The organism is Paraflavisolibacter caeni, from assembly GCF_025628885.1.
GTDB classification, from domain to species: domain Bacteria; phylum Bacteroidota; class Bacteroidia; order Chitinophagales; family Chitinophagaceae; genus Flavisolibacter; species Flavisolibacter caeni.
The window spans coordinates 12,977-32,199 of sequence record NZ_JAOTIF010000029.1 but is presented as its reverse complement, the minus strand read 5'-3'; the positions used below and the strand labels follow the sequence as shown (position 1 = coordinate 32,199).

13 protein-coding genes are annotated in these 19,223 nt (G+C 38.6%); 8 read left to right on the top strand and 5 right to left on the bottom strand.

What is annotated here, in order from left to right; genetic code table 11:
* Positions 1 to 63 precede the first annotated feature (63 nt).
* Entirely contained in the window at positions 64 to 1,356 is a 1,293-nt protein-coding gene (locus tag OCK74_RS23735; protein ID WP_279299593.1) for an aminotransferase class V-fold PLP-dependent enzyme, read from the bottom strand.
* Positions 1,357 to 1,672: 316 nt separating this feature from the next.
* On the opposite strand from OCK74_RS23735, the gene OCK74_RS23730 reads away from it, so the two are divergent.
* The 6 genes from OCK74_RS23730 (at position 1,673) to rpiA (ending at position 12,161) form a co-directional block, all read left to right on the top strand.
* Positions 1,673 to 4,093, top strand: coding sequence for a DUF2339 domain-containing protein (locus OCK74_RS23730; RefSeq protein WP_279299592.1), 2,421 nt, complete (start codon positions 1,673 to 1,675; stop codon positions 4,091 to 4,093).
* Positions 4,077 to 5,240, top strand: coding sequence for a hypothetical protein (locus tag OCK74_RS23725; protein WP_279299591.1), 1,164 nt, complete (start codon positions 4,077 to 4,079; stop codon positions 5,238 to 5,240). The genes OCK74_RS23730 and OCK74_RS23725 overlap by 17 nt, the downstream gene beginning before the upstream one ends.
* Before the next feature lie 12 nt (positions 5,241 to 5,252).
* Positions 5,253 to 9,338: a glycosyl hydrolase gene (locus OCK74_RS23720; RefSeq protein ID WP_279299590.1), complete on the top strand. Its 4,086-nt coding sequence runs from the start codon at positions 5,253 to 5,255 to the stop codon at positions 9,336 to 9,338.
* Between the two features lie 112 nt (positions 9,339 to 9,450).
* Complete coding sequence (locus OCK74_RS23715; protein WP_279299589.1) at positions 9,451 to 9,765, top strand: hypothetical protein; 315 nt, start codon at positions 9,451 to 9,453, stop codon at positions 9,763 to 9,765.
* A 133-nt stretch (positions 9,766 to 9,898) separates the two neighbouring features.
* Positions 9,899 to 11,425, top strand: a complete 1,527-nt coding sequence (zwf, locus tag OCK74_RS23710; protein WP_279299588.1) for a glucose-6-phosphate dehydrogenase — start codon at positions 9,899 to 9,901, stop codon at positions 11,423 to 11,425.
* A 55-nt stretch (positions 11,426 to 11,480) separates the two neighbouring features.
* Positions 11,481 to 12,161, top strand: coding sequence for a ribose-5-phosphate isomerase RpiA (rpiA, locus tag OCK74_RS23705; protein ID WP_279299587.1), 681 nt, complete (start codon positions 11,481 to 11,483; stop codon positions 12,159 to 12,161).
* 17 nt (positions 12,162 to 12,178) lie between these two features.
* Here the strand turns inward: rpiA and OCK74_RS23700 are convergent, their stop codons facing one another.
* Complete coding sequence (locus OCK74_RS23700) at positions 12,179 to 13,723, bottom strand: ArnT family glycosyltransferase (protein WP_279299586.1); 1,545 nt, start codon at positions 13,721 to 13,723, stop codon at positions 12,179 to 12,181.
* 220 nt (positions 13,724 to 13,943) lie between these two features.
* On the opposite strand from OCK74_RS23700, the gene OCK74_RS23695 reads away from it, so the two are divergent.
* Positions 13,944 to 14,846, top strand: a complete 903-nt coding sequence (locus OCK74_RS23695; protein ID WP_279299585.1) for a cation diffusion facilitator family transporter — start codon at positions 13,944 to 13,946, stop codon at positions 14,844 to 14,846.
* 344 nt (positions 14,847 to 15,190) lie between these two features.
* On the opposite strand, the gene OCK74_RS23690 is transcribed toward OCK74_RS23695, so the two are convergent.
* Both OCK74_RS23690 and OCK74_RS23685 read right to left on the bottom strand, forming a co-directional pair.
* Positions 15,191 to 16,165 (bottom strand): Gfo/Idh/MocA family protein, encoded by a 975-nt coding sequence (locus OCK74_RS23690; RefSeq protein ID WP_279299584.1) that lies wholly within the window; start codon positions 16,163 to 16,165, stop codon positions 15,191 to 15,193.
* An 81-nt stretch (positions 16,166 to 16,246) separates the two neighbouring features.
* Positions 16,247 to 16,888 carry a carboxypeptidase-like regulatory domain-containing protein gene (locus tag OCK74_RS23685; RefSeq protein WP_279299583.1) on the bottom strand — a complete coding sequence of 214 codons (642 nt, stop codon included), beginning with the start codon at positions 16,886 to 16,888 and terminating at the stop codon, positions 16,247 to 16,249.
* A gap of 89 nt (positions 16,889 to 16,977) precedes the next feature.
* Between OCK74_RS23685 and OCK74_RS23680 the strand changes: the two genes are divergently transcribed.
* Positions 16,978 to 18,069, top strand: coding sequence for an Mrp/NBP35 family ATP-binding protein (locus tag OCK74_RS23680; protein ID WP_279299582.1), 1,092 nt, complete (start codon positions 16,978 to 16,980; stop codon positions 18,067 to 18,069).
* 86 nt (positions 18,070 to 18,155) lie between these two features.
* Here OCK74_RS23680 and OCK74_RS23675 read toward each other — a convergent pair whose 3' ends face one another.
* Positions 18,156 to 18,878 (bottom strand): hypothetical protein, encoded by a 723-nt coding sequence (locus OCK74_RS23675; RefSeq protein WP_279299581.1) that lies wholly within the window; start codon positions 18,876 to 18,878, stop codon positions 18,156 to 18,158.
* Positions 18,879 to 19,223: the final 345 nt, after the last annotated feature.

The following is a 19,223-nucleotide window of genomic DNA, read 5'->3' as shown; positions in this document are numbered from 1 at the left end:
AGCGGTTAAAGGTAGGAAGGATTTGAAATTTGCGATTTACGAATTAAGATTAATGATATGCGATCAGGTTTTGGAAAATTGCCTGATAGCTTCTACCAAGACATCAAGCTCTCCTGTTGTTGTATAAACGTTAGGTGTAACACGTACGCCTTTCAGGTTTTCCCATTCAATGGGAGTTGTATGAATCCGGAATTTATTAAAAAAGAATGCATCCAATTCCTTTGGAGGTACTCCATCCATACCTATCAGCCCTATGGCACATCCAAAGCCAGGCTTCTGTGAAGTATAAAGTTTAACCTTTGGAAAATCATGAACTTTAGTCATCCAGTAATTTTTCAAGTAAAGAAGTCGCTCTTCCTTTCTTTTACTACCAATCATCTGGTGAAAATCAATAGCCTTACCGATGGCCTGTTCAATGTAAAATGGCCTTGTTCCTGTGTTCTCAAACTTACGAATGTCATCCTTTGCAGGATCATCAGAAGCAAATAGAGGGTACAAGTTCTTTATCTTTTCTTTTTTAACGTAGAGAAAGCCGCTACCAATACAGGCGCCTAGCCATTTATGGAGGCTAGTGCCGAAGTAATCTGCCCCAAGTGCCGCTATATCAAATTGAAAGTGAGCGAAACTTTGGGCTCCATCAACCAATACTTCTATGCCTTTTGCATGAGCAGCATCGGCTATATTTTTTACCGGGAGAATTTGCCCGTTCCAATTGATCATGTGGGTTATATGGACCACCTTTGTCCGTGGGGTAAATGCGCGAATATATGTTTCGGTCAAGTATTCGTTGTCTTCACTTGGCAGTTCCATGTTCACCCAGACAAGTTTGATCCCTTCCCGTTTTTCCCTTTGTTTCCAAGCATTAATCATATGAGGGTAATCCTGTTTGCTTAGTACTACTTCGTCACCTTTCTTCAGATTAAGGCCAAAGATCACTGTTTCCAAAGCTTCAGTGGCACTACGGTGAATTGCTATCTCTTCGGTATTACAACCTGCCAGTTTAGAAAGGTTTCCACGAAGAGTTTCCCGTCCCTGATCCAAAATCCGCCACATAAAATAGCTAGGTGCTTCGTTTGAGAAATCGAAGTAGCGCTTCATGGCATCCTGTACCACTTTGGGAGCGGGCGCCACACCTGCGTTATTTAAATTGATGATAGAGGGTGAAACAGTATAAGACTGCTGGACATAGCGCCAAAAGTCCTCGTCGCTTGCCAGTTGGGTAGGTGGAATACTGGCGGTTTGTTGCAATGCGTGCTGGAGGTTGCGGCTCCAGGCAGGCTGAAACAAGCTGGAAAAGAAGGCGACAGATGTGAGGCCTCCCCATTTTTGAATGAAGGAACGGCGGTTGAAGGGCATGGGTTTTACGTTTAAACGATGGGGAAATTAAGAAGGGTAATGTAAAATGAAAAATATAAAAATAAAATTGATAGCATGGTGGGCCGTTAACAGCCAGTTTGAAGCTGCGATTTACCAGGGAATGGGAGCAGCCAAGAAAGTGATTGCAAATTCAGGTTAATTATTATTCAAAATAAAGGCAGTTCATTATCATTCTTTTGTATTTTAATGCTAATATTATTACAAAAGTTCGTAATTACCGTATTGAAGAAGGCTAAAGAAATTGCTGTAAAGTAAAAGCGATTTTTATAAACTTTACCGTACCAAAACTTGATCAATGGATATAATCATTCTCATAGCTTTATTTATCATTTTTATTTTATTGTATAATTTAAAGTCTTTTTATAAAGATTCCCTAAAAGGATTGTTACAAACGGTTGATCAGCTGACCAAGGAAATCAGGGGCCTGAGATCGGAAATTAATAGTTTGAAACAATCTTCATCTACGATACTCCCTCAAGCGAAGCCTGTTACGCCCAGAGAGGCAATAACTCCTACAGAAGTTGAAGAAGTTCAAAAAAAGACACCAATTCCGCTAACAGAAAAGTCTACTGAGCAGTCCAAACCATGGTCGATACCACAACCGAAACCAGGGCTTGTACGTCAATCCTTATCCCAGCCGGAAGCGGTACAAAGACTTCCCGAACCTTCCCATGAAACCAAAGACAGCTGGTTTGATAACTGGTTGAGAAATAACTCTGACCTAGAGAAATTCATTGGAGAAAACCTGGTAAATAAAATTGGTATTGCAGTTTTGGTATTGGGTATTGCGTTCTTTGTAAAATATGCGATCGACAAGGATTGGATCAACGAAATCGGGCGTGTTTGCATAGGTTTGTTGTGCGGGGCATTACTTGTGGGCATTGCACATTACATGCGCAACAGTTATCGCTCGTTCAGCTCTGTATTAGCCGGTGGAGGTATTGCTGTATTCTACTTTACCATTGCTTTCGCCTTTCATCAATATCATTTGTTGTCGCAAACTGCTGCTTTTATCATTATGGTGGTGATCACCTCTTTTGCTGTAGTTCTTTCTGTTTTATACAATAAAATTGAGCTGGCTGTTATTGCGTCTATTGGCGGTTTTATCACACCATTCCTAGTGAGTACGGGAGAGGGTAATTATATAGTGCTTTTCACTTATCTTGCTATTTTGAATATCGGCCTTCTTTCGCTTTCTTATTTTAAGAGGTGGCCTCTGGTCAATGTTGTTTCTCTTTTCTTTACGGAATTTATTTTTGCCGGCTGGCTGATCCAAACTTTGACCAGTTCCAAATCTATTTCATATCCTATAGCATTATTTTTTGCAACGGCGTTTTACCTTATTTTCCTGGGTATGAACATGTTGTATCAGATTAAAAACAGGCTAACCTTCCGGGCTTTTGATTATTTCATCCTTTTGTTTCTCACAGCAACTTTTTATGCTGCAGGAATGGTATTACTCCACTACTGGAACGATGGTGCTTACCAAGGATTATTTACACTTGCGATAGGAATGCTGAACCTATGTTTTGCGTGGTATTTCTTTAGAAAAAATCTTGCCGAAAGGAATTTGCTTTACCTGCTGATCGGACTTACACTTACGTTTATTACCCTGACCATCCCTGTGCAATTGCATGGGCATGTCATTACACTTTTCTGGAGTGCAGAAGCCGTATTGCTACTTTGGCTGTACCAACGTTCACAAATCATTCTATTTAAAAAGTCATCAGCATTTATTGGATTGTTGACCATGGTCAGCCTGATGATGGACTGGTCTAATGCAGCACAAAATTCCACTTACCACCTTGATGTTGTCTTTACTGATTTTAAAGGCATTGTCACCAATATTGTAACCATTATTGCCTTTGGGACCTATGGCTGGTTGCTCAGTAAAGGCAGCCCCAATGAAGAATTCTTATTCACATTCAGAAATGAAATAGCAAAAAGAATGGTATACATTTTATCTGCTACTCTACTATTTGTTACTTGCATTTTTGGTGTAAATCTTTATTTTGGAATGCTGGATTCGTATAGTGTACCCAATGTATATCACCGGTTTATCACTTACACTTTTGGTATTATCTTTTTTGTCATTCATCAAAAGACGAAACAGCGAGCTGGATGGTTGCCGATTATAGTCGCTGCCATTTGTCTATTTGTACATTTTTTCAGTCACAGTCTTATTATTACTTTAAGGAATTATGTACTCGATGGAAAATATGACTGGCTCCACTTGATTGCGCATTGGATCGGTGTTGTAGTCTTACTGTATGTTGCTTTCCAAGCAATACATTATATCAAAAGCAATCAACAACATTTTGAGCGACGTCTGAACGTGTTGTCCTGGGCCATACCTGCCTTGCTGGTCATTTTATTCAGCAGAGAATGTTTGCATTTGTATGTTGTAGGTGGATATAGAGCTTATCCTATTGCAAGCTTACAACAGCAATACGGAAAAGCTGTATTGACCATTTTATGGGCAGTATGTTCATTCACATTGATGTGGCTTGGCATGAGGTTCAGAAACAAGACTTTGCGTATTGCATCTTTAAGCCTTTTTTCATTAGCCTTACTGAAACTGTTCTTCGCGGATCTGAGGGGGATTTCGGAAGGAGGTAAAATTGCTGCATTTATTCTTCTTGGCGTGTTGCTGCTGACGGTATCTTTTATGTACCAAAAACTAAAAAAAATGATTATTGATGATGTACAAGCATAATAAAACTGTTATTATATTTCTTTTATGCTGCATTGGAAAATTGTTATTTGCGCAAGATTTCAAAGTAAAAGCTACATTAAATACTGTGGCATCAACGGGATTTTACAAAATACCTGTTCATCCTGAATTGACAGCTCATACCAAAACAGATCTTTCTGACTTGCGCATTATTGATCAGAGCTATAAACAGGTTCCGTTCATCATCAGGCATTCACTTCCCTTAAATCCCGGGGGAGTCTTTATGAATTTCCAGATTCTGAAAACGACCATAGATTCCTTATCAACGACAATTGAGATAGTTTGTCCTCTCGAATCAGGTACTGACCGTATTTCGTTACACATTGGCAATAATGCAGTGGAAAGGATTATTTTCATCAGTGGCAGCAATGACCGGAAGCAATGGTATATCATTGAGGAAGGGGTTCCTTTCAGCCGGTATTCCTATTATAAGCTGGTGATCAGAAATGGCCATTCTGATCCTTTAAACATTATAAAAGCCGGTGTCTACACCAACAATAAAGATACAGGAACGCAACAATTTACTACCAACCCACCTGTATCGTTCGTTCAAAGAGACAGCAGTAATGGCTGCTCTTATATTACAGTAACACAAAAAGATTTTTATCATTTGGACAGGGTGGCGCTAAATATACATGGACCAAAATACTATAAGAGGGCAGCCCATCTTTATAATTTGGATGAAAAAGGAAACAAAATCCATTTGACAAGTTTTGAGATTTTAAACAGTCATTCACCTGTGGTATCATTTGGCACAGTTAAGGCAAAGCAATTGCTGATTGAAGTGGAGAATAAGGATGATCCGCCTCTAGTGATCGAACGAGTCAGCACAGAACAGAGCAGCAAATATCTGGTTGCTTACCTTGAAAAAAGAAAAAACTATTTTATTGTTGCCGGAAATGAAGATTTGAAAGCGCCTGAGTATGATTTGCAGAAATTCAGTGATAGTATACCGAATCTTCTGGCCTCGATTTCATATCATGATTTAAGATTGAATGGTGAGGTTTCTAGAAGTCAAAACAAAATGTATTGGAGCCAATGGCTTTGGCCTGTTATTATTTTATTTTTATTTGCTTTGGGATTTCTAACATACAAATTAATGGCCGATATGAAACGGTCCGGGTTTTGATTTATTTTTTTTATGCAGAGACGAACCTTTATTAAAAATACCGGAAGCGTAGGTTTGTTTGCTTTGTGGACGCCCTCATTTGCTTTAGAAACCCTAAGTGGGCAAGTTGTTCAGGAACTAGAAAATGATTTTGTAAGACCACCGCTTTCTGCATATCCTCAAACTTTGTGGTTTTGGATGAATGGGCATATATCCAAACAGGGCATCACCTTGGACCTGGAAGCTATGATGGAGGCAGGTATTGGAGGTGTCTATAATTTTGATGCGGGTACCGATATTCCAGCTGGTCCTATAAAGTATTTAAGTTCTGAATGGCTAGCACTTAAAAAACATGCCATCCTAGAATGCGAGCGACTTGGGCTCCATTTTGTGTTGCATAATTGTCCTGGCTGGTCTTCAAGTGGTGGTCCCTGGATCACTCCAGAATTGGCCATGCAGCAGGTGACCTGGAGCGAGATGTATATCAAGGGTGGTAAGGAAATAAATATTAGCCTACCCAAGCCTTTCCATAAATTAGATTTTTACAAAGATATTGCCATACTTGCCATTCCTTCATTAACAGGTGAAGCTCTCTTGCAGACTTTCCGTGCTTCAACAGCCAGTGGTTTTGTTGACAAGAAACAGTTAACTGGAGAAAATCCAGAGGGTATAGATCTACCTGTTGACGAAAAAAGCAAGGTTAAATGGATAAAATTTGAATTTGAAGCACCTTATGAAGCCCGATCAATCACGTTCTTAATTTCTTCTCCAAACAGTCCAGAAGCAAGCAGACGAGTAGATTATAACGACAGAACTTATGTTATACTGCAGTCTTCGCAAGACGGGCAAAGGTTTAAAGATGTAGTAGCAATCAATACAGGCCTGGAGTCTGAACTTGCAGCAGGTTATAAGTTTATAACATTTGATTTTCCAGCCACAAAGGCAAAATTCTTCCGTATTACTTCCAAGCATAGCCGAAGACTTGCCCAAGTAAGATTTTCCGAAATCACACGATTGGATCAATGGATGGAAAAAAGTGGTTATCGCTACCAGTTTTCAGGTGAAGGGACATCGCCTATATATAAAGATAACCATCAACAGGTTGAAAGTGGGTCTATTGTAGCTTTAGAGGAGATTGCTGATATTTCAGAGTTTGTCGATAAAGAAGGAAGATTGCAGTGGAATGCGCCACCAGGAGACTGGACCCTATTAAGAATTGGTTATACGCCGGTGGGTACACTAAACCGTGCAGCTCCAGACCAGGGAATCGGACTTGAATGTGACAAGTATAGTTCTGAAGCTTTTGAATTTCACTTTCAAAAAATGATGGAGTCATTTTTGCCTTTGCTCAAAACACTTGCATCCAGAGGTGCTGCTGGCGTAGAAATTGACAGTTATGAAGCCCGTTCGCAAAACTGGACCCCGTTGTTTCATCAAGAGTTTAAACAGCGCAGTGGCTATGAAATCACTAAATATCTTCCCATCCTTACAGGACGGATCATAGAGGATGTTGAGACTACCGAACGATTCTTGTGGGATTTCCGCCGCACGCAAGCAGGTTTAATTGCAGATCATTATTATGGACGATTTGCTGCCTTATGCAGGGAACATCAACTTACCCCTTATATTCAGCCTTATGACAGAGGGCCGATGGAGGAGATGCAAATCGGGGCAAAGGTGGATGTGAATATTGGAGAAAGCTGGTATGGTCTTCATTCTGTTTTACAAAGTAACCGTACATTGGACAGGACATTGAAGCTGGCAGCTTCCATTGCACACACTAATGGTCAAAAGTTTGTAGGTGCAGAGGCGTATACTGCTGAACCAGAGTCTGGGCGCTGGCAAGAATATCCTTTCGCAATGAAGGCATTAGGAGATAAGATGTTTACGAAGGGCATCAATAGGTTGATTATACACCGTTTTGCACATCAGCCGCATCCAACAGCTGTCCCCGGAATGACCATGGGGCCCTGGGGTATTCATTTTGACCGTACCAATACCTGGTGGAAAGAAGGAAGAAGTTGGCTCTCCTATATTGCCAGATGTCAGGGCATACTGCAACAAGGATTAGTTGTTGCTGATCTAGTTTATTTTTCAGGTGAAGATGCCAACTTATATACTAAAGTAAATCGATCGGATTTACATCCATCACCACCTGAAGGCTATGATTATGACATGATCAATGCGGAAACCATCATTCAAAAAGTGACTATCAAAAATGGCAGGTTAGAATTGAATGATGGAATGAACTACAGAGTGTTGATATTACAAGAATTTAAAGCTATAAGCCTGGAGCTACTTCTCAAACTCCGTGCACTAGTTCAGGAAGGCATGGTGATGGTGGGTGCAAAGCCACTACATTCATTAGGATTAAATGACTTTGCAGATAGAGATGCCGTTTTTCAGAAAGTTGCTCAAGAAATATGGGGAGGGATCGATGGTGAAGCCGTTACAGTGAATAAGTTTGGAAAAGGCTACGTTTATTATGGGCAATCATTAGTCAGTATATTTCAGGAATTAAAATTAAAGCCCGATTTTGAAGCATTAAGTCAAACGGGTAAAGCCCCAGTATGCTATATCCATAAAAAATCCGGTGACACAGACTTTTTTTTCATCAGTAATCAAAGAAGGACTTACGAACAATGGATCTGTACTTTTCGAATTGAAAATAAACAACCAGAACTTTGGGATGCGGTTACGGGCCGAATCATCAATTTGAATATTTATGAAATAGTTGAAGACTGTATTCGTATGCCTTTGCAATTGGAACCTTATGGCTCGGTCTTTATCGTTTTTCGTAAACCTGTTTCTTCCAGGAGGTTGCATGCTGTTTTAAAGGATCAAAAACCGCTACTTAGCACAGATATTTATCCTCCTTCCGCTTTTCAGCTTTACCAAAATGTTGTCAATAATTTTTCTATCAGTTTTTGGGCAAAGCCAGAAATGCCTGTTATGCTTCAATCCAGTATTTTTTCGGAAGGCATCAAACATCCCTGGACTGATTATTATGCCATTTATCCATTGAATGGCAAAGAAATTTATGGTGAAGGACATGTAACATGTGGAATTACTGTTGGTCGTAATGGTGTAGCCGTATGGGAACATGGTGGAGAAGCTCCCATTCTGATTTTAGCGGTTCCTATTTCCATTAGTGGTTGGACACATATTGCCCTTATTTATCATAATGGTGAACCAGTAGTTTATGTATCAGGGAAAAAAGCCGGAGAGGGTACAAAGGGAAAATCTATTGTTCATCCTCCATTGGGAGATATGAGCACTGAAAATATTTCCTATTATAATGGGGATATGACCAAGCCAGAGTTTATTTCAAAAGTCCTAAATGAAGAAGATGTCAAGCAGTTGGCTACTCATTTATCAGAATTGCAACATCCTCCTTTTGCGGTTGAAATTACGGCTTATAAAAAAACAGCGCTTCTTTTCTGGCAGAATGGGGAGTATAGTTTGTGTTATCATTCTGGAAAACAAAAAAAGTTTGTTGTATCAGAAATTCCAGAAACAAGAAAACTTGAAGGCCCCTGGGAAGTTCAATTCCCATATGGGAAAGGTGCGCCTTCAAATGTAATATTACCATTACTATCTTCCCTACACAAGCACGCAAATGCTGGTGTAAAGTATTTTTCAGGTACAGCGGAATATAAAATTTCATTTTCTACTTCATTCCAGAAGAAGAAGTCCGAGCTTCGCTATTTTTTGGATTTGGGAAGGGTAGAGGTCATTGCCGAAGTATTATTAAATGGAGTAAACCTTGGAATATTTTGGAAGCGACCATACAGAATTGAAATTACTAAGGCTGTTCAAGCAGGTACCAACACTGTAGTTATCAAAGTAACTAATCTTTGGCCTAATAGGCTTATTGGGGATGAACAAGCACCAGATCCTTATCGATTTTCTCCTGGGGCAGGCTCGAGTGGTATGGAAAGTCTTTTCAATGGTGGTATTTTGGAAGTTCCGGAATGGTATACCATAGGTGCTCCGAAACCTGAAGATGGTCGGGTGACCTTTACAACATGGAAGCATTATCATAAAGATTCACCTTTGTTGGAATCTGGCTTGATAGGACCGGTGTTATTGCTTTGTGGGGTTTTAAAAGAGGTATAGTTTGTATATTAAAATATGAGTATATGTATTTTATTCTTTGTTCCAAACAGCAAACAAATGTTAACTTTACAAAAGCTGTATATTCGATTACAAACACCAAATTCAATCAAACATGCTAACTACTGAACTGCTTATTATTTATGGGTTTGATAAGGTTGTAACTACACCTCTTGAAAAATGGTCATTTGAGCATTTAATTCTCCATATTGAAAAGAAATCAGGCAGTATCTATTTCCGTATTTATGATATTCATGAACCATCCATTAACCTTTGTATATATACAGAAGATCATTTCCTTCAATTCTTAAGAATCGTTGATAATGAAGGAAGTCTTGCTGATTATGTGTCAGAATCAAACTTGTTACATTTAAATGATACAGCAATAAAGCATCATCTCCAAGATATTCAGCTTTGCCAAATGAATTGAGGCAATAGACTATTCTGCTGGACCTGTAGTGGGCTTTCTTTGCAGTATTTTTTAACCTTTTAGTAAATAATAACCAATTATCTGTTCTCTGTGAAGTAAAAAGATGTGAATTAGCATTTTAGAAAAACAGATTATGCAGCATACAAAGAAACCTCCGTATTCTCTACTCTTCATATTTGGTGGAAGTGGAGATCTGAATTACCGTAAACTTATTCCAGCTCTTTTCAATTTATATGTAGATCAGCGAATGCCAGATCGATTTGCCATTTATGGTATTGGAAGGAGTGAATATACTAATGACCGATACCGCGACCATTTATTAAAAGGAATAAAAGAATTCAGCAGAAGGAAAGATAAAGGGGATGGAGCATGGGAAACATTTGCTAAAAATGTCAGTTACCTACAATTTGATGCATCGGATGCATCCTGTTATACACAAATTACAGACTGCATTACTGCCAAGGAAAAGGAATTTGGTGTTACCCCGATTGTAATCTTTTACCTAGCAGTAGCTCCACAATTAGTGCCCGTTATAGCAAAAAACTTACAGCAGTTACCCAGTTGTTTTCAAAGGGAATCAACACGTATAGTAGTTGAAAAGCCATTTGGGCATGATCTTCAAAGTGCTCACGAGCTTAATTTACTACTTAGTAATATTTTCGAAGAAGAGCAGATATACAGGATTGATCATTATCTAGGTAAAGAGACTGTTCAGAATATTCTTGCTTTTAGATTTGCTAATGCTTTATTTGAACCCATTTGGAATAGAAATTATATTGATCATATACAGATCACAGCTTCTGAAACTGTTGGAGTAGATGGGAGAGGTGATTATTATGAAGGATCAGGAGCATTAAGAGATATGGTTCAAAATCATATTCTCCAGCTTTTATGTATGATTGCAATGGAGCCGCCTCTTTCTTTTGACGCCAATGAGATTAGAAATAAGAAGACAGACGTATTAAATGCTATCAGAAAGATTACAAGGGAAAGTGTACATGGGTTTGCTGTACGGGGTCAATATGCCGGAGGATGGATGATGGGTAAACAGGTGAAAAGTTACAGGCAGGAAGATAAAGTTGCACCACAGTCCGGAGTTGAAACATTTGCAGCTGTAAAATTTTACATTGACAATTGGCGGTGGCAAGATGTACCATTTTATGTAAGAACCGGAAAGCGAATGAATTCCAAGGCTACAGCCATTTCTGTTGTATTCCGCCCAGCCCCAGTTTTTTCTTTTCCACAAGAAGCTGCAGAAACATGGAGGTCAAATCGTATCATCTTCAGTATCACTCCAGAAGCAGACATCAGGCTCAGATTTCAGGCCAAAAGACCAGGGACAGCAATGACATTGAATCCTGTAAACATGATGTTCAAGTATAAAGATGAGTATGAAGTAGCTGAGCCGGAAGCTTATGAAACATTGTTATTAGATGTTATGGAAGGAGACGCTACTTTATTCATGAGATCTGACCAGGTTGAAGCCTCATGGAAGGTTATAATGCCCATAATTGAAGCCTGGCAAAGCCGTCCTCCAATAGACTTTCCTAATTATTCTCCAGGTTCATGGGGACCAGAGGATTCTGAGGCTTTGATCGCTCGTGATGGGCACAACTGGATCACTCTCCCCTTAGCAGGGAAAGATGAGAGCAATCAATAAATTTACTTTTTAGAATCGCTATACAAATAAAATAAAGAATTAAAAATCTTATAAAGTGTCTTCAAATGAACAGGCAAAACAACTTGTAGGCAGAAAAGCAGCTGAATTAGTAAAGCCAAATATGACCATCGGAATTGGTACTGGTTCGACTGTTTATTGGTTTATTCTTGCACTTGCAGAAAAAATTAAAAATGGACTTAACTGTAAGGGTGTTCCTACTTCAATAGCAACTAAAAATCTGATGCAGCAACACAAAATTCCAGTATCCGAACTGAATGATGTAGAATTCATTGATCTTACTATTGATGGAGCAGATGAAATTACTCATCAATTGCAATTGATCAAGGGAGGCGGAGGTGCACTACTACAGGAGAAAATGGTTGCAGCTAACTCAAAACAATTCATCATTATTGCAGATGAACATAAATATGTGTCCAAGTTAGGTAAGTTTCCCCTGCCAGTTGAAGTCGTTCCATACGGCTGGAAACAAACCAAACATAAAATAGAGCATCTTGGTTGTACAAAAGTTGAACTAAGGGAGCGCGATGGACAAATATTTATTACTGATCATGGACATTATATACTTGATTGTTATTTTAACCAAATTGAAGATCCTACTTCATTGCATTTCCAATTAAAAAATATTCCTGGACTGGTAGAAGTTGGTTTGTTTTTAGGTATGGCAAATGGAGCATTTATAAGTTATTCTAATGGGGAAATACGCTATTTAAGTTAGTTTTTGTATATACCAATCTACTGTATAACGGGAATTTTACCTTTCCAACCATTTAGTTGATATACATAAAAGTTATGTGCAGGAAGGTTGTTTCGCATAACTTTTATAGTAGTTACGGAGTCGATATTGTTGTAATATTCAGCATAACGAACTTTTGCATTATAATATTCATCGGAGGGTATGATACAGTAGGCTGTAGTCATATTGACCTGGCCTATTTTTTCTTTATTTGTCCAGAAATATTCGTGGAGTGTATTCTTTCCGCCCAAACCAATCATTTCAATCTTCAAGGGGCGACAAAAGTAATATTCAATATGTGCTCCCCACCATTTGTAACTTACTACTGGCGTTCCTTTGGGAATTTTACTTTTGGCAATTTCACTTAAATAAAACGTTGAAAACTTTTTCCCTGCTATGCGCCAACCATATTTATCCAAGGTAACATCTCCTTTTCCCAACTCCAATCCTGTTTTATTTCCAAAAGTGCCAGGAAAAAAATTATTAACTACCGGCCAACCAATGCAAAATGAAATAAAACCTATTAGACCCGATTGAAATAATCTTCGATATAATGAAGTGTATTTCTTATCAGATAAGTATACGCCTACCAATGGGAGCAAAGTAATGTATGCAGGTCCGTTCCAATGTGGAAGCGTATCCCTGAATAGCGCAATAAAAAGTAATACCAATGCAAGAGGAAGTGCTATATAGTTAAAAAGAGATAATGATTCTTTTTGTAATTGCTTATCGTTCTTTATTGAAATAAGAGCTACTATGATAATGATGACATGAAAAGGGTTATTGAAGAAAAACTGTCCCAAAAGTTCTTCAAAAAATGCATAGGGGTTTAATATAAAGGCATTGATCGTAACACGGCTGCTGTGAAAAAGGTAGGTAGCAAAATTGTTTTGTATATTCCAGATAAGGATAGGGCTAGTTAGCAAAAGAGAGGTGACCAAGGCAACATAAAATTGAGGTCTTGCTAACCATGATCTTTTTTGAAGTAAAGTAAAGGTGGCAAGTCCAAACCAAAGGAAAACCCCATGAATCTTACTCATAATGCACAGACCAGCACCCAAGCCAAAAAAGATCCAAGTGATCCATTTCTGATTACCGGTAGTGATTTTGGCCAACATCCATAAACTAAATGTCCAGAAAACCATTTGAGGCGCATCTGGCATAGTATGCAGGCCGGCCATGATGGCTGCATAGAACGATGTGCTGTACATGCAAGCCGAAAGCCAGCCAGCTTTTTCTGAATGTATCGTTGCAGTAGCTTTAAACATAAACCAAGTAGACAAAGCACAACCTACAACACTACCCAACCTGATAAAACCCTCATATTGTTGCAATACCAGATTTGCAGAAAAAAAACGAATAAAGAAGGCAACCATTGGTGGATGGTCGAAGTAGTTGAATTTGAGGGACTTGCTATAGGTCCAATAATAAGCTTCGTCATTTCCTAATTCCAAAATAAATGAAAGCACGCATCTTAGAAAAAAGAAAAAAAGGATCAGTAGAATTGTTTTATTCTGGTAAGTGATCCTATCAAAGGTTTTCATTGAATGCCTGTAATTTTTAATTATACCACCTGATTTCGTTTTCCTTTTATAAAATTATAGACCAAAAGGAATTAATGTAAAAAAATATCTCCACACATGAAAGAATTTTAAAATAGGAGAATTCTATCCTGTGATGCATATTTGCGTCTAATTTTGGCCCTTGTAAACCCTGTTTATGGGTGTACTAAAAAATCAGACAACTTCGAATAATTGAGGAAAGATGAGGAAAGAACAAGCAATTAAAACAACATATTTAAGCATTGCAGGAAACGCCAGCCTCGCTTTAGTAAAAGGTTTAACTGGTTATTTTGGCAATTCATATGCTCTCATTGCTGATGCCATTGAATCAACTTCAGATATATTTTCTTCTTTTTTGGTTTTAGTTGGACTTAATTATTCCAGCAGACCTGCGGATGAGAACCATCCATATGGACACGGGCGGGCTGAACCTTTGATCACCTTTATTGTTGTAGGATTTTTAATCACCTCAGCCACAGTAATTGCTTACGAAAGCATTCAAAATATCCGGACGCCGCACCAATTACCTGCTCCTTATACATTAATTGTTTTAGGATTTATAATAGTTGTAAAAGAATTTTTTTACAGAATAGTTTCCAAAAAGAGTTCTGAAACCGGCAGTTCATCATTAAAAGCTGACGCCTGGCATCACAGGAGTGACGCCTTAACTTCTTTAACAGCATTTGTAGGCATTTCAATAGCCTTAATTCTTGGCAAAGGTTATGAAACTGCCGACGACTGGGCGGCATTAATTGCGTCCATAATTATATTTTATAATAGTTATCTGATTTTCCGTCCTGCTCTTGGAGAAATTATGGATGAACATTTGTATGATGATGTGGTGGAGGATATCAGAAAGAAATCACTTAGTGTTCCCGGAGTTCTCAATACAGAAAAATGTTATGTAAGGAAGTCTGGCCTCAGTTATCATGTAGATTTACATATTATTGTGAATGCGTATATAACGGTTAAAGAAGGACACGAAATTGCTCACCAAGTACAGGATGCGTTAAAGAAAGAGCTTCCGCAAGTGGGGCATGTATTAATACATGTAGAACCTGGTCATCTTCCCCAACCTCCCGCTGGAGCGGGACATGCTCAATAGGAGAGTATCAGCGATTTTATGACAAATTAAGATGTATTTTTTTCTATGGTAAGAAAACAAAAGAACTAAAACAAGAATGAATAAAGTGGGTTAGTCAAACCACTTAGTATATACTATTTTTTCCCCCTAATCCAATATTGAAGCTTTTTCAATTGATTTCTACCAATTACACTCAGGCTGTCTTCATTGGGCCGGGTTATATATAACAGATAGCAGATAAATGCTATCATAAAAATAAAAATCCACATCGGAAACATACTCACAATTTTAGGAGTACTATTTCAAACACCGTTCCAAATTCTCAAGCATGATTAGGAGCATTAAAGAACGGCCCGACAAGTAATTTATTTACTCATAGCCTGCATGATGCGCATTACTTCTACTCCATCTTCAGGAGGGCAGGGGTTTGGTATTTTATTTAGAAAATATTCTACAACTTTTGCAATCATAGGTTGTTGTACATGCGGTATTTTTTCGTATCCAATAGTTCTTGACTTATTATTTTGTGTCAGGTTAATTTCAAAATTGCCAAAGACCGGGAATGCTATTTTACCTTTAGAACCAATGATTTCGCAAATATCCTGGCGCTCGGACGCTGCTACGGTAAAACACCAGCTTCCATTGAAGATGATACCATTTTCGAATAACATTTGTCCTGCAACCAAATCATCTGCTTTGTATAGGCCAGCCTGGTTTATAGAAAACCCTTTTATTTCCTTTACTTTTCCAAAATAATAGAGCAACAAATCAATCTGGTGTGGTGCTATGTCATGGAAAATTCCACCGCCGGCAATGGTTGGATCAACCCGCCACTGGATACCTTCACTTTCCAAATTGTAAGAAGAGGCTGGTTGCCAATAACGAAGATTAACAAAACGGATATCACCGATGGCTTTTTTGTGAAGGAACTCTTTCACTTTTAAGAACATTGGCTGCTCACGGCGGTAATGCGCAACTGTAAGTTTTACACCTGTTTCTTTGGCTACCTCCAACATTTTCCGGGCGCCATCTGTATCCAAAGCCATAGGCTTTTCCACGTAAACAGGTTTGCCTTTTTTTAAGGCATTGATTGTGTATTCTTCATGGGAGGAGGGAGGAGTAGCAACATAGATAGCATTCACTTCTTCATCATCAATAAGATCCTGTGCATCAGTGTACCATTTATCTACATTATGTCTAAGGGCAAAATCCTTTGCTTTTTCAGCATTTCTCCGCATTACTGCTACGAGTTTAGAATTCGGCACCTTATTGAAGGCCGGTCCACTTTTCACTTCAGCCACATCTCCACAACCAATAATTCCCCATTTTATTTGTTTCATTGATTCAATTTGAAAAGCAAAATAAGGAGATATTAAGAAATTGTAAACATGAGATGCTACAACAATGCACTTTCTTTTATATTAATTTTTTCTCTTATAGTCTCCTCTTTTCCAAGCCTTGATGAATTCATTCCAGGCAGCGGGGTTAAATATATTTTGTGGGGGTACTTGTCCCGCATATGAAGCCTTATTGGCAATATTGCGAAATTGCACATTGGCGGCTTCACCAGCATCGCCAGGTGTGGCTGAGATTAATATCCTTCGTTTGGCTGCGCTATTATTTTGACGGGCAATCTCTATATCATCATCAGGTACTTTTGAATTGACGAAATCACGGGCAAACTGCTGTGGAGTGGGGCGTGGTTTAATGATTGTAGCCGGAAGGTAGACCGTATCCTGGATCATGAGTTGTACAACACTGTATTGGTTACCTTCCAGGTTTTTAGGGATGACCACTGTTTTGGGCTTATAACTTACGTGGGTAAACTCTATTTCATCACCTTTGAGCACAACAATAGAAAATACGCCCTGGCCATTAGTAATTGTACCCCGATTCTGTCCTTTGATTGTTACACTGACTGCCGGAATGCCAACGAGGCTATCGGATGTCATTACTATACCATATAACTGAACTACAGAGTCGCGCACAGTTTCAAATTGGGCGTGCGCTTTGTGCAAGGAAAAACAAAAGAAAGTAAATATGGTGAAGTAGAGTTTTTTCATCTTCTCAAAAATAATCCTCCCAGAGGAATACAAGAATAATGCTTGATTGTTTCAATTAACTTTGCCACTTCATTAACAATTTGATATGTATGACCAAAGATGATGTGCTCAAAGCACTAAGTACAGTCCAAGAGCCGGACCTAGGAAAAGATATTGTCACTTTGAATATGGTGCGGGATCTTACCGTTGAAGGAAATTATGTTTCCTTTACAATAGTATTAACCACGCCTGCGTGCCCTCTGAAAGAGCTTCTCAAGAAGAATTGTATCGATGCAGTTCAATCAATAAACAAGAATGCGTTGGTAACCGTCAATTTTACCTCCAGTACTACTACTTTGCGGAGCGATAAAGGAAGTGTGCTGCCTAATGTTAAAAACATCATTGCCGTAGTTAGTGGCAAGGGTGGTGTTGGCAAGAGTACTGTTGCTGCCAATTTAGCTTTAGCCTTATCCAAAGGAGGAGCAAAAGTGGGCCTTATGGATGCTGATATTTATGGACCCAGTGTGCCCATCATGTTTGGAGTTCGTGGTGAACGCCCTATGATGATAGAAGTAGAAGGCAAAGGGATGATTGTGCCTTTGGAGCGTTTTGGCTTGAAACTGATGAGTATAGGCTTGCTAGTTGATGAAAAGAATGCTGTTGTTTGGCGTGGCCCGATGGCCAGCAGTGCTATCCGCCAGTTTGTAACTGATGTTTACTGGGATCAATTGGATTACCTAGTCATTGATATGCCCCCGGGGACCGGAGATATTCATTTGACTCTTGTACAAACGGTACCTGTGACAGGTGTAGTCGTAGTAACCACGCCTCAGGATGTTGCCCTGGCTGATGCTAAAAAAGGTATCGCCATGTTTGGGCAGGCACAGATGAATGTTCCTATAATTGGGCTAGTAGAGAATATGAGTTATTTCACTCCTGCTGAATTGCCTCAAAACAAGTACTATATTTTCGGGAAAGAAGGGGGCAAGCGCCTAGCCGCAGAATATGATATTCCGTTCCTGGGGCAAATACCGTTGGTTCAAAGTATTAGAGAAGGCGGTGATATAGGCATACCCATACTTATGAGTGATGAAGATATCACTAAGCATGCTTTCCTTGAACTTGCAGGTAATGTAGCCCGCAGTGTTTCAATGAGTAATGCTCATATGAAGAGCGAGGAAATTGCTGAAGTGGTTGAGTAATGAAGTGAGGCGAGGTAATCATTTGCAATGAAATCCTCGCCTACATTTTTCTTATAATCTAACAAGGTTTCAACTTTTTCTCCTATTTACTTAATCCATTCTACGCCATTTGAGGAGAATTTTACAATGTTAATGGGCGCAGCCACTGAACTAGGGGTTGTTTGAGATTGAATCCGGATAAGTTGTTCTACAAAAGAAACCGGATCAGAAACTTTAGGTTTCGTATCAAAATACTTTTCAATACCAGAATAATCCCCTAAAAAATAAAATTGAGATTGTTGTGGCGGGCAATCGCCAGGGCATTTTTCGGTATAATCCTTCACATCAATCTCATTTTCGTCTGTAAATTCAAAGCCGATTATTTGAACCTGGGGCTTATTATCCTTAATGCTTACTAAAGCTACTTCCAATATATTTCGTTTGGAGGCTACCGATTTTTTATACAATTCCGGTTGGAATAGCTTCTGATACATAAATTCATTATGTAAAGCCTTTTTTATTTCCTGTTTTATCCTAGAAACAGCCTGGTTATAATCTTTAGCTCTCTTTAACTCTTTGTTGATGATTTTGTGTGCAGAAAATGTATTCCTGGAAGCTACCATACCAGCAAGCGCGTAACAATAATTTCTAACCCTATTTATTTTACAAACAGAAACTTTTTCTGAAACATTTGCATTTCCGTCCAGGATTGTTCGCCTGCTATCTGTACCCATTACAACATAATATGGCGTTACCAATATTACAATAGAGGTTGCAAACAGAGGTTGGGCCAAGAGAAACAATAAAGTATAAAGCAAGAAACGTTTCATAACACCTTACCAAAACATTGATGGCAACCAGTCAACTTGCCTGTTAAAAATTATTATTACAATGGTTTCAGGAATACAGTAAGGGGAAATGTTAGTTAAGCGTAGGCTTATTTACCAGCAAAATAACACTTAAATGCCATATATTAAAATTAGAAACGATTAAGAATGTAGATTGATCGTTAATTCATGATATAGATTAGTGTAAACACTTATGCCTTCTTGATAGTTTTCCTTTCATGTTGTGATATTTAATTTTAAACGATGAATTATATGGGATAAGATTGCCTGGTTTAATACTTAATTATCTGCACTTTACGGAATTATTTGTATCGTTATTTTAAATTA

Bases quoted from the DNA above. Each gene is read 5' to 3' on its own strand.
- OCK74_RS23735 (WP_279299593.1), bottom strand. From the start codon at position 1,356: ATGCCCTTCAACCGCCGTTCCTTCATTCAAAAATGGGGAGGCCTCACA.
- OCK74_RS23730 (WP_279299592.1), top strand. From the start codon at position 1,673: ATGGATATAATCATTCTCATAGCTTTATTTATCATTTTTATTTTATTG.
- OCK74_RS23725 (WP_279299591.1), top strand. From the start codon at position 4,077: ATGATGTACAAGCATAATAAAACTGTTATTATATTTCTTTTATGCTGC.
- OCK74_RS23720 (WP_279299590.1), top strand. From the start codon at position 5,253: ATGCAGAGACGAACCTTTATTAAAAATACCGGAAGCGTAGGTTTGTTT.
- OCK74_RS23715 (WP_279299589.1), top strand. From the start codon at position 9,451: ATGCTAACTACTGAACTGCTTATTATTTATGGGTTTGATAAGGTTGTA.
- zwf (WP_279299588.1), top strand. From the start codon at position 9,899: ATGCAGCATACAAAGAAACCTCCGTATTCTCTACTCTTCATATTTGGT.
- OCK74_RS23700 (WP_279299586.1), bottom strand. From the start codon at position 13,723: ATGAAAACCTTTGATAGGATCACTTACCAGAATAAAACAATTCTACTG.
- OCK74_RS23695 (WP_279299585.1), top strand. From the start codon at position 13,944: ATGAGGAAAGAACAAGCAATTAAAACAACATATTTAAGCATTGCAGGA.
- OCK74_RS23690 (WP_279299584.1), bottom strand. From the start codon at position 16,165: ATGAAACAAATAAAATGGGGAATTATTGGTTGTGGAGATGTGGCTGAA.
- OCK74_RS23685 (WP_279299583.1), bottom strand. From the start codon at position 16,888: ATGAAAAAACTCTACTTCACCATATTTACTTTCTTTTGTTTTTCCTTG.
- OCK74_RS23680 (WP_279299582.1), top strand. From the start codon at position 16,978: ATGACCAAAGATGATGTGCTCAAAGCACTAAGTACAGTCCAAGAGCCG.
- OCK74_RS23675 (WP_279299581.1), bottom strand. From the start codon at position 18,878: ATGAAACGTTTCTTGCTTTATACTTTATTGTTTCTCTTGGCCCAACCT.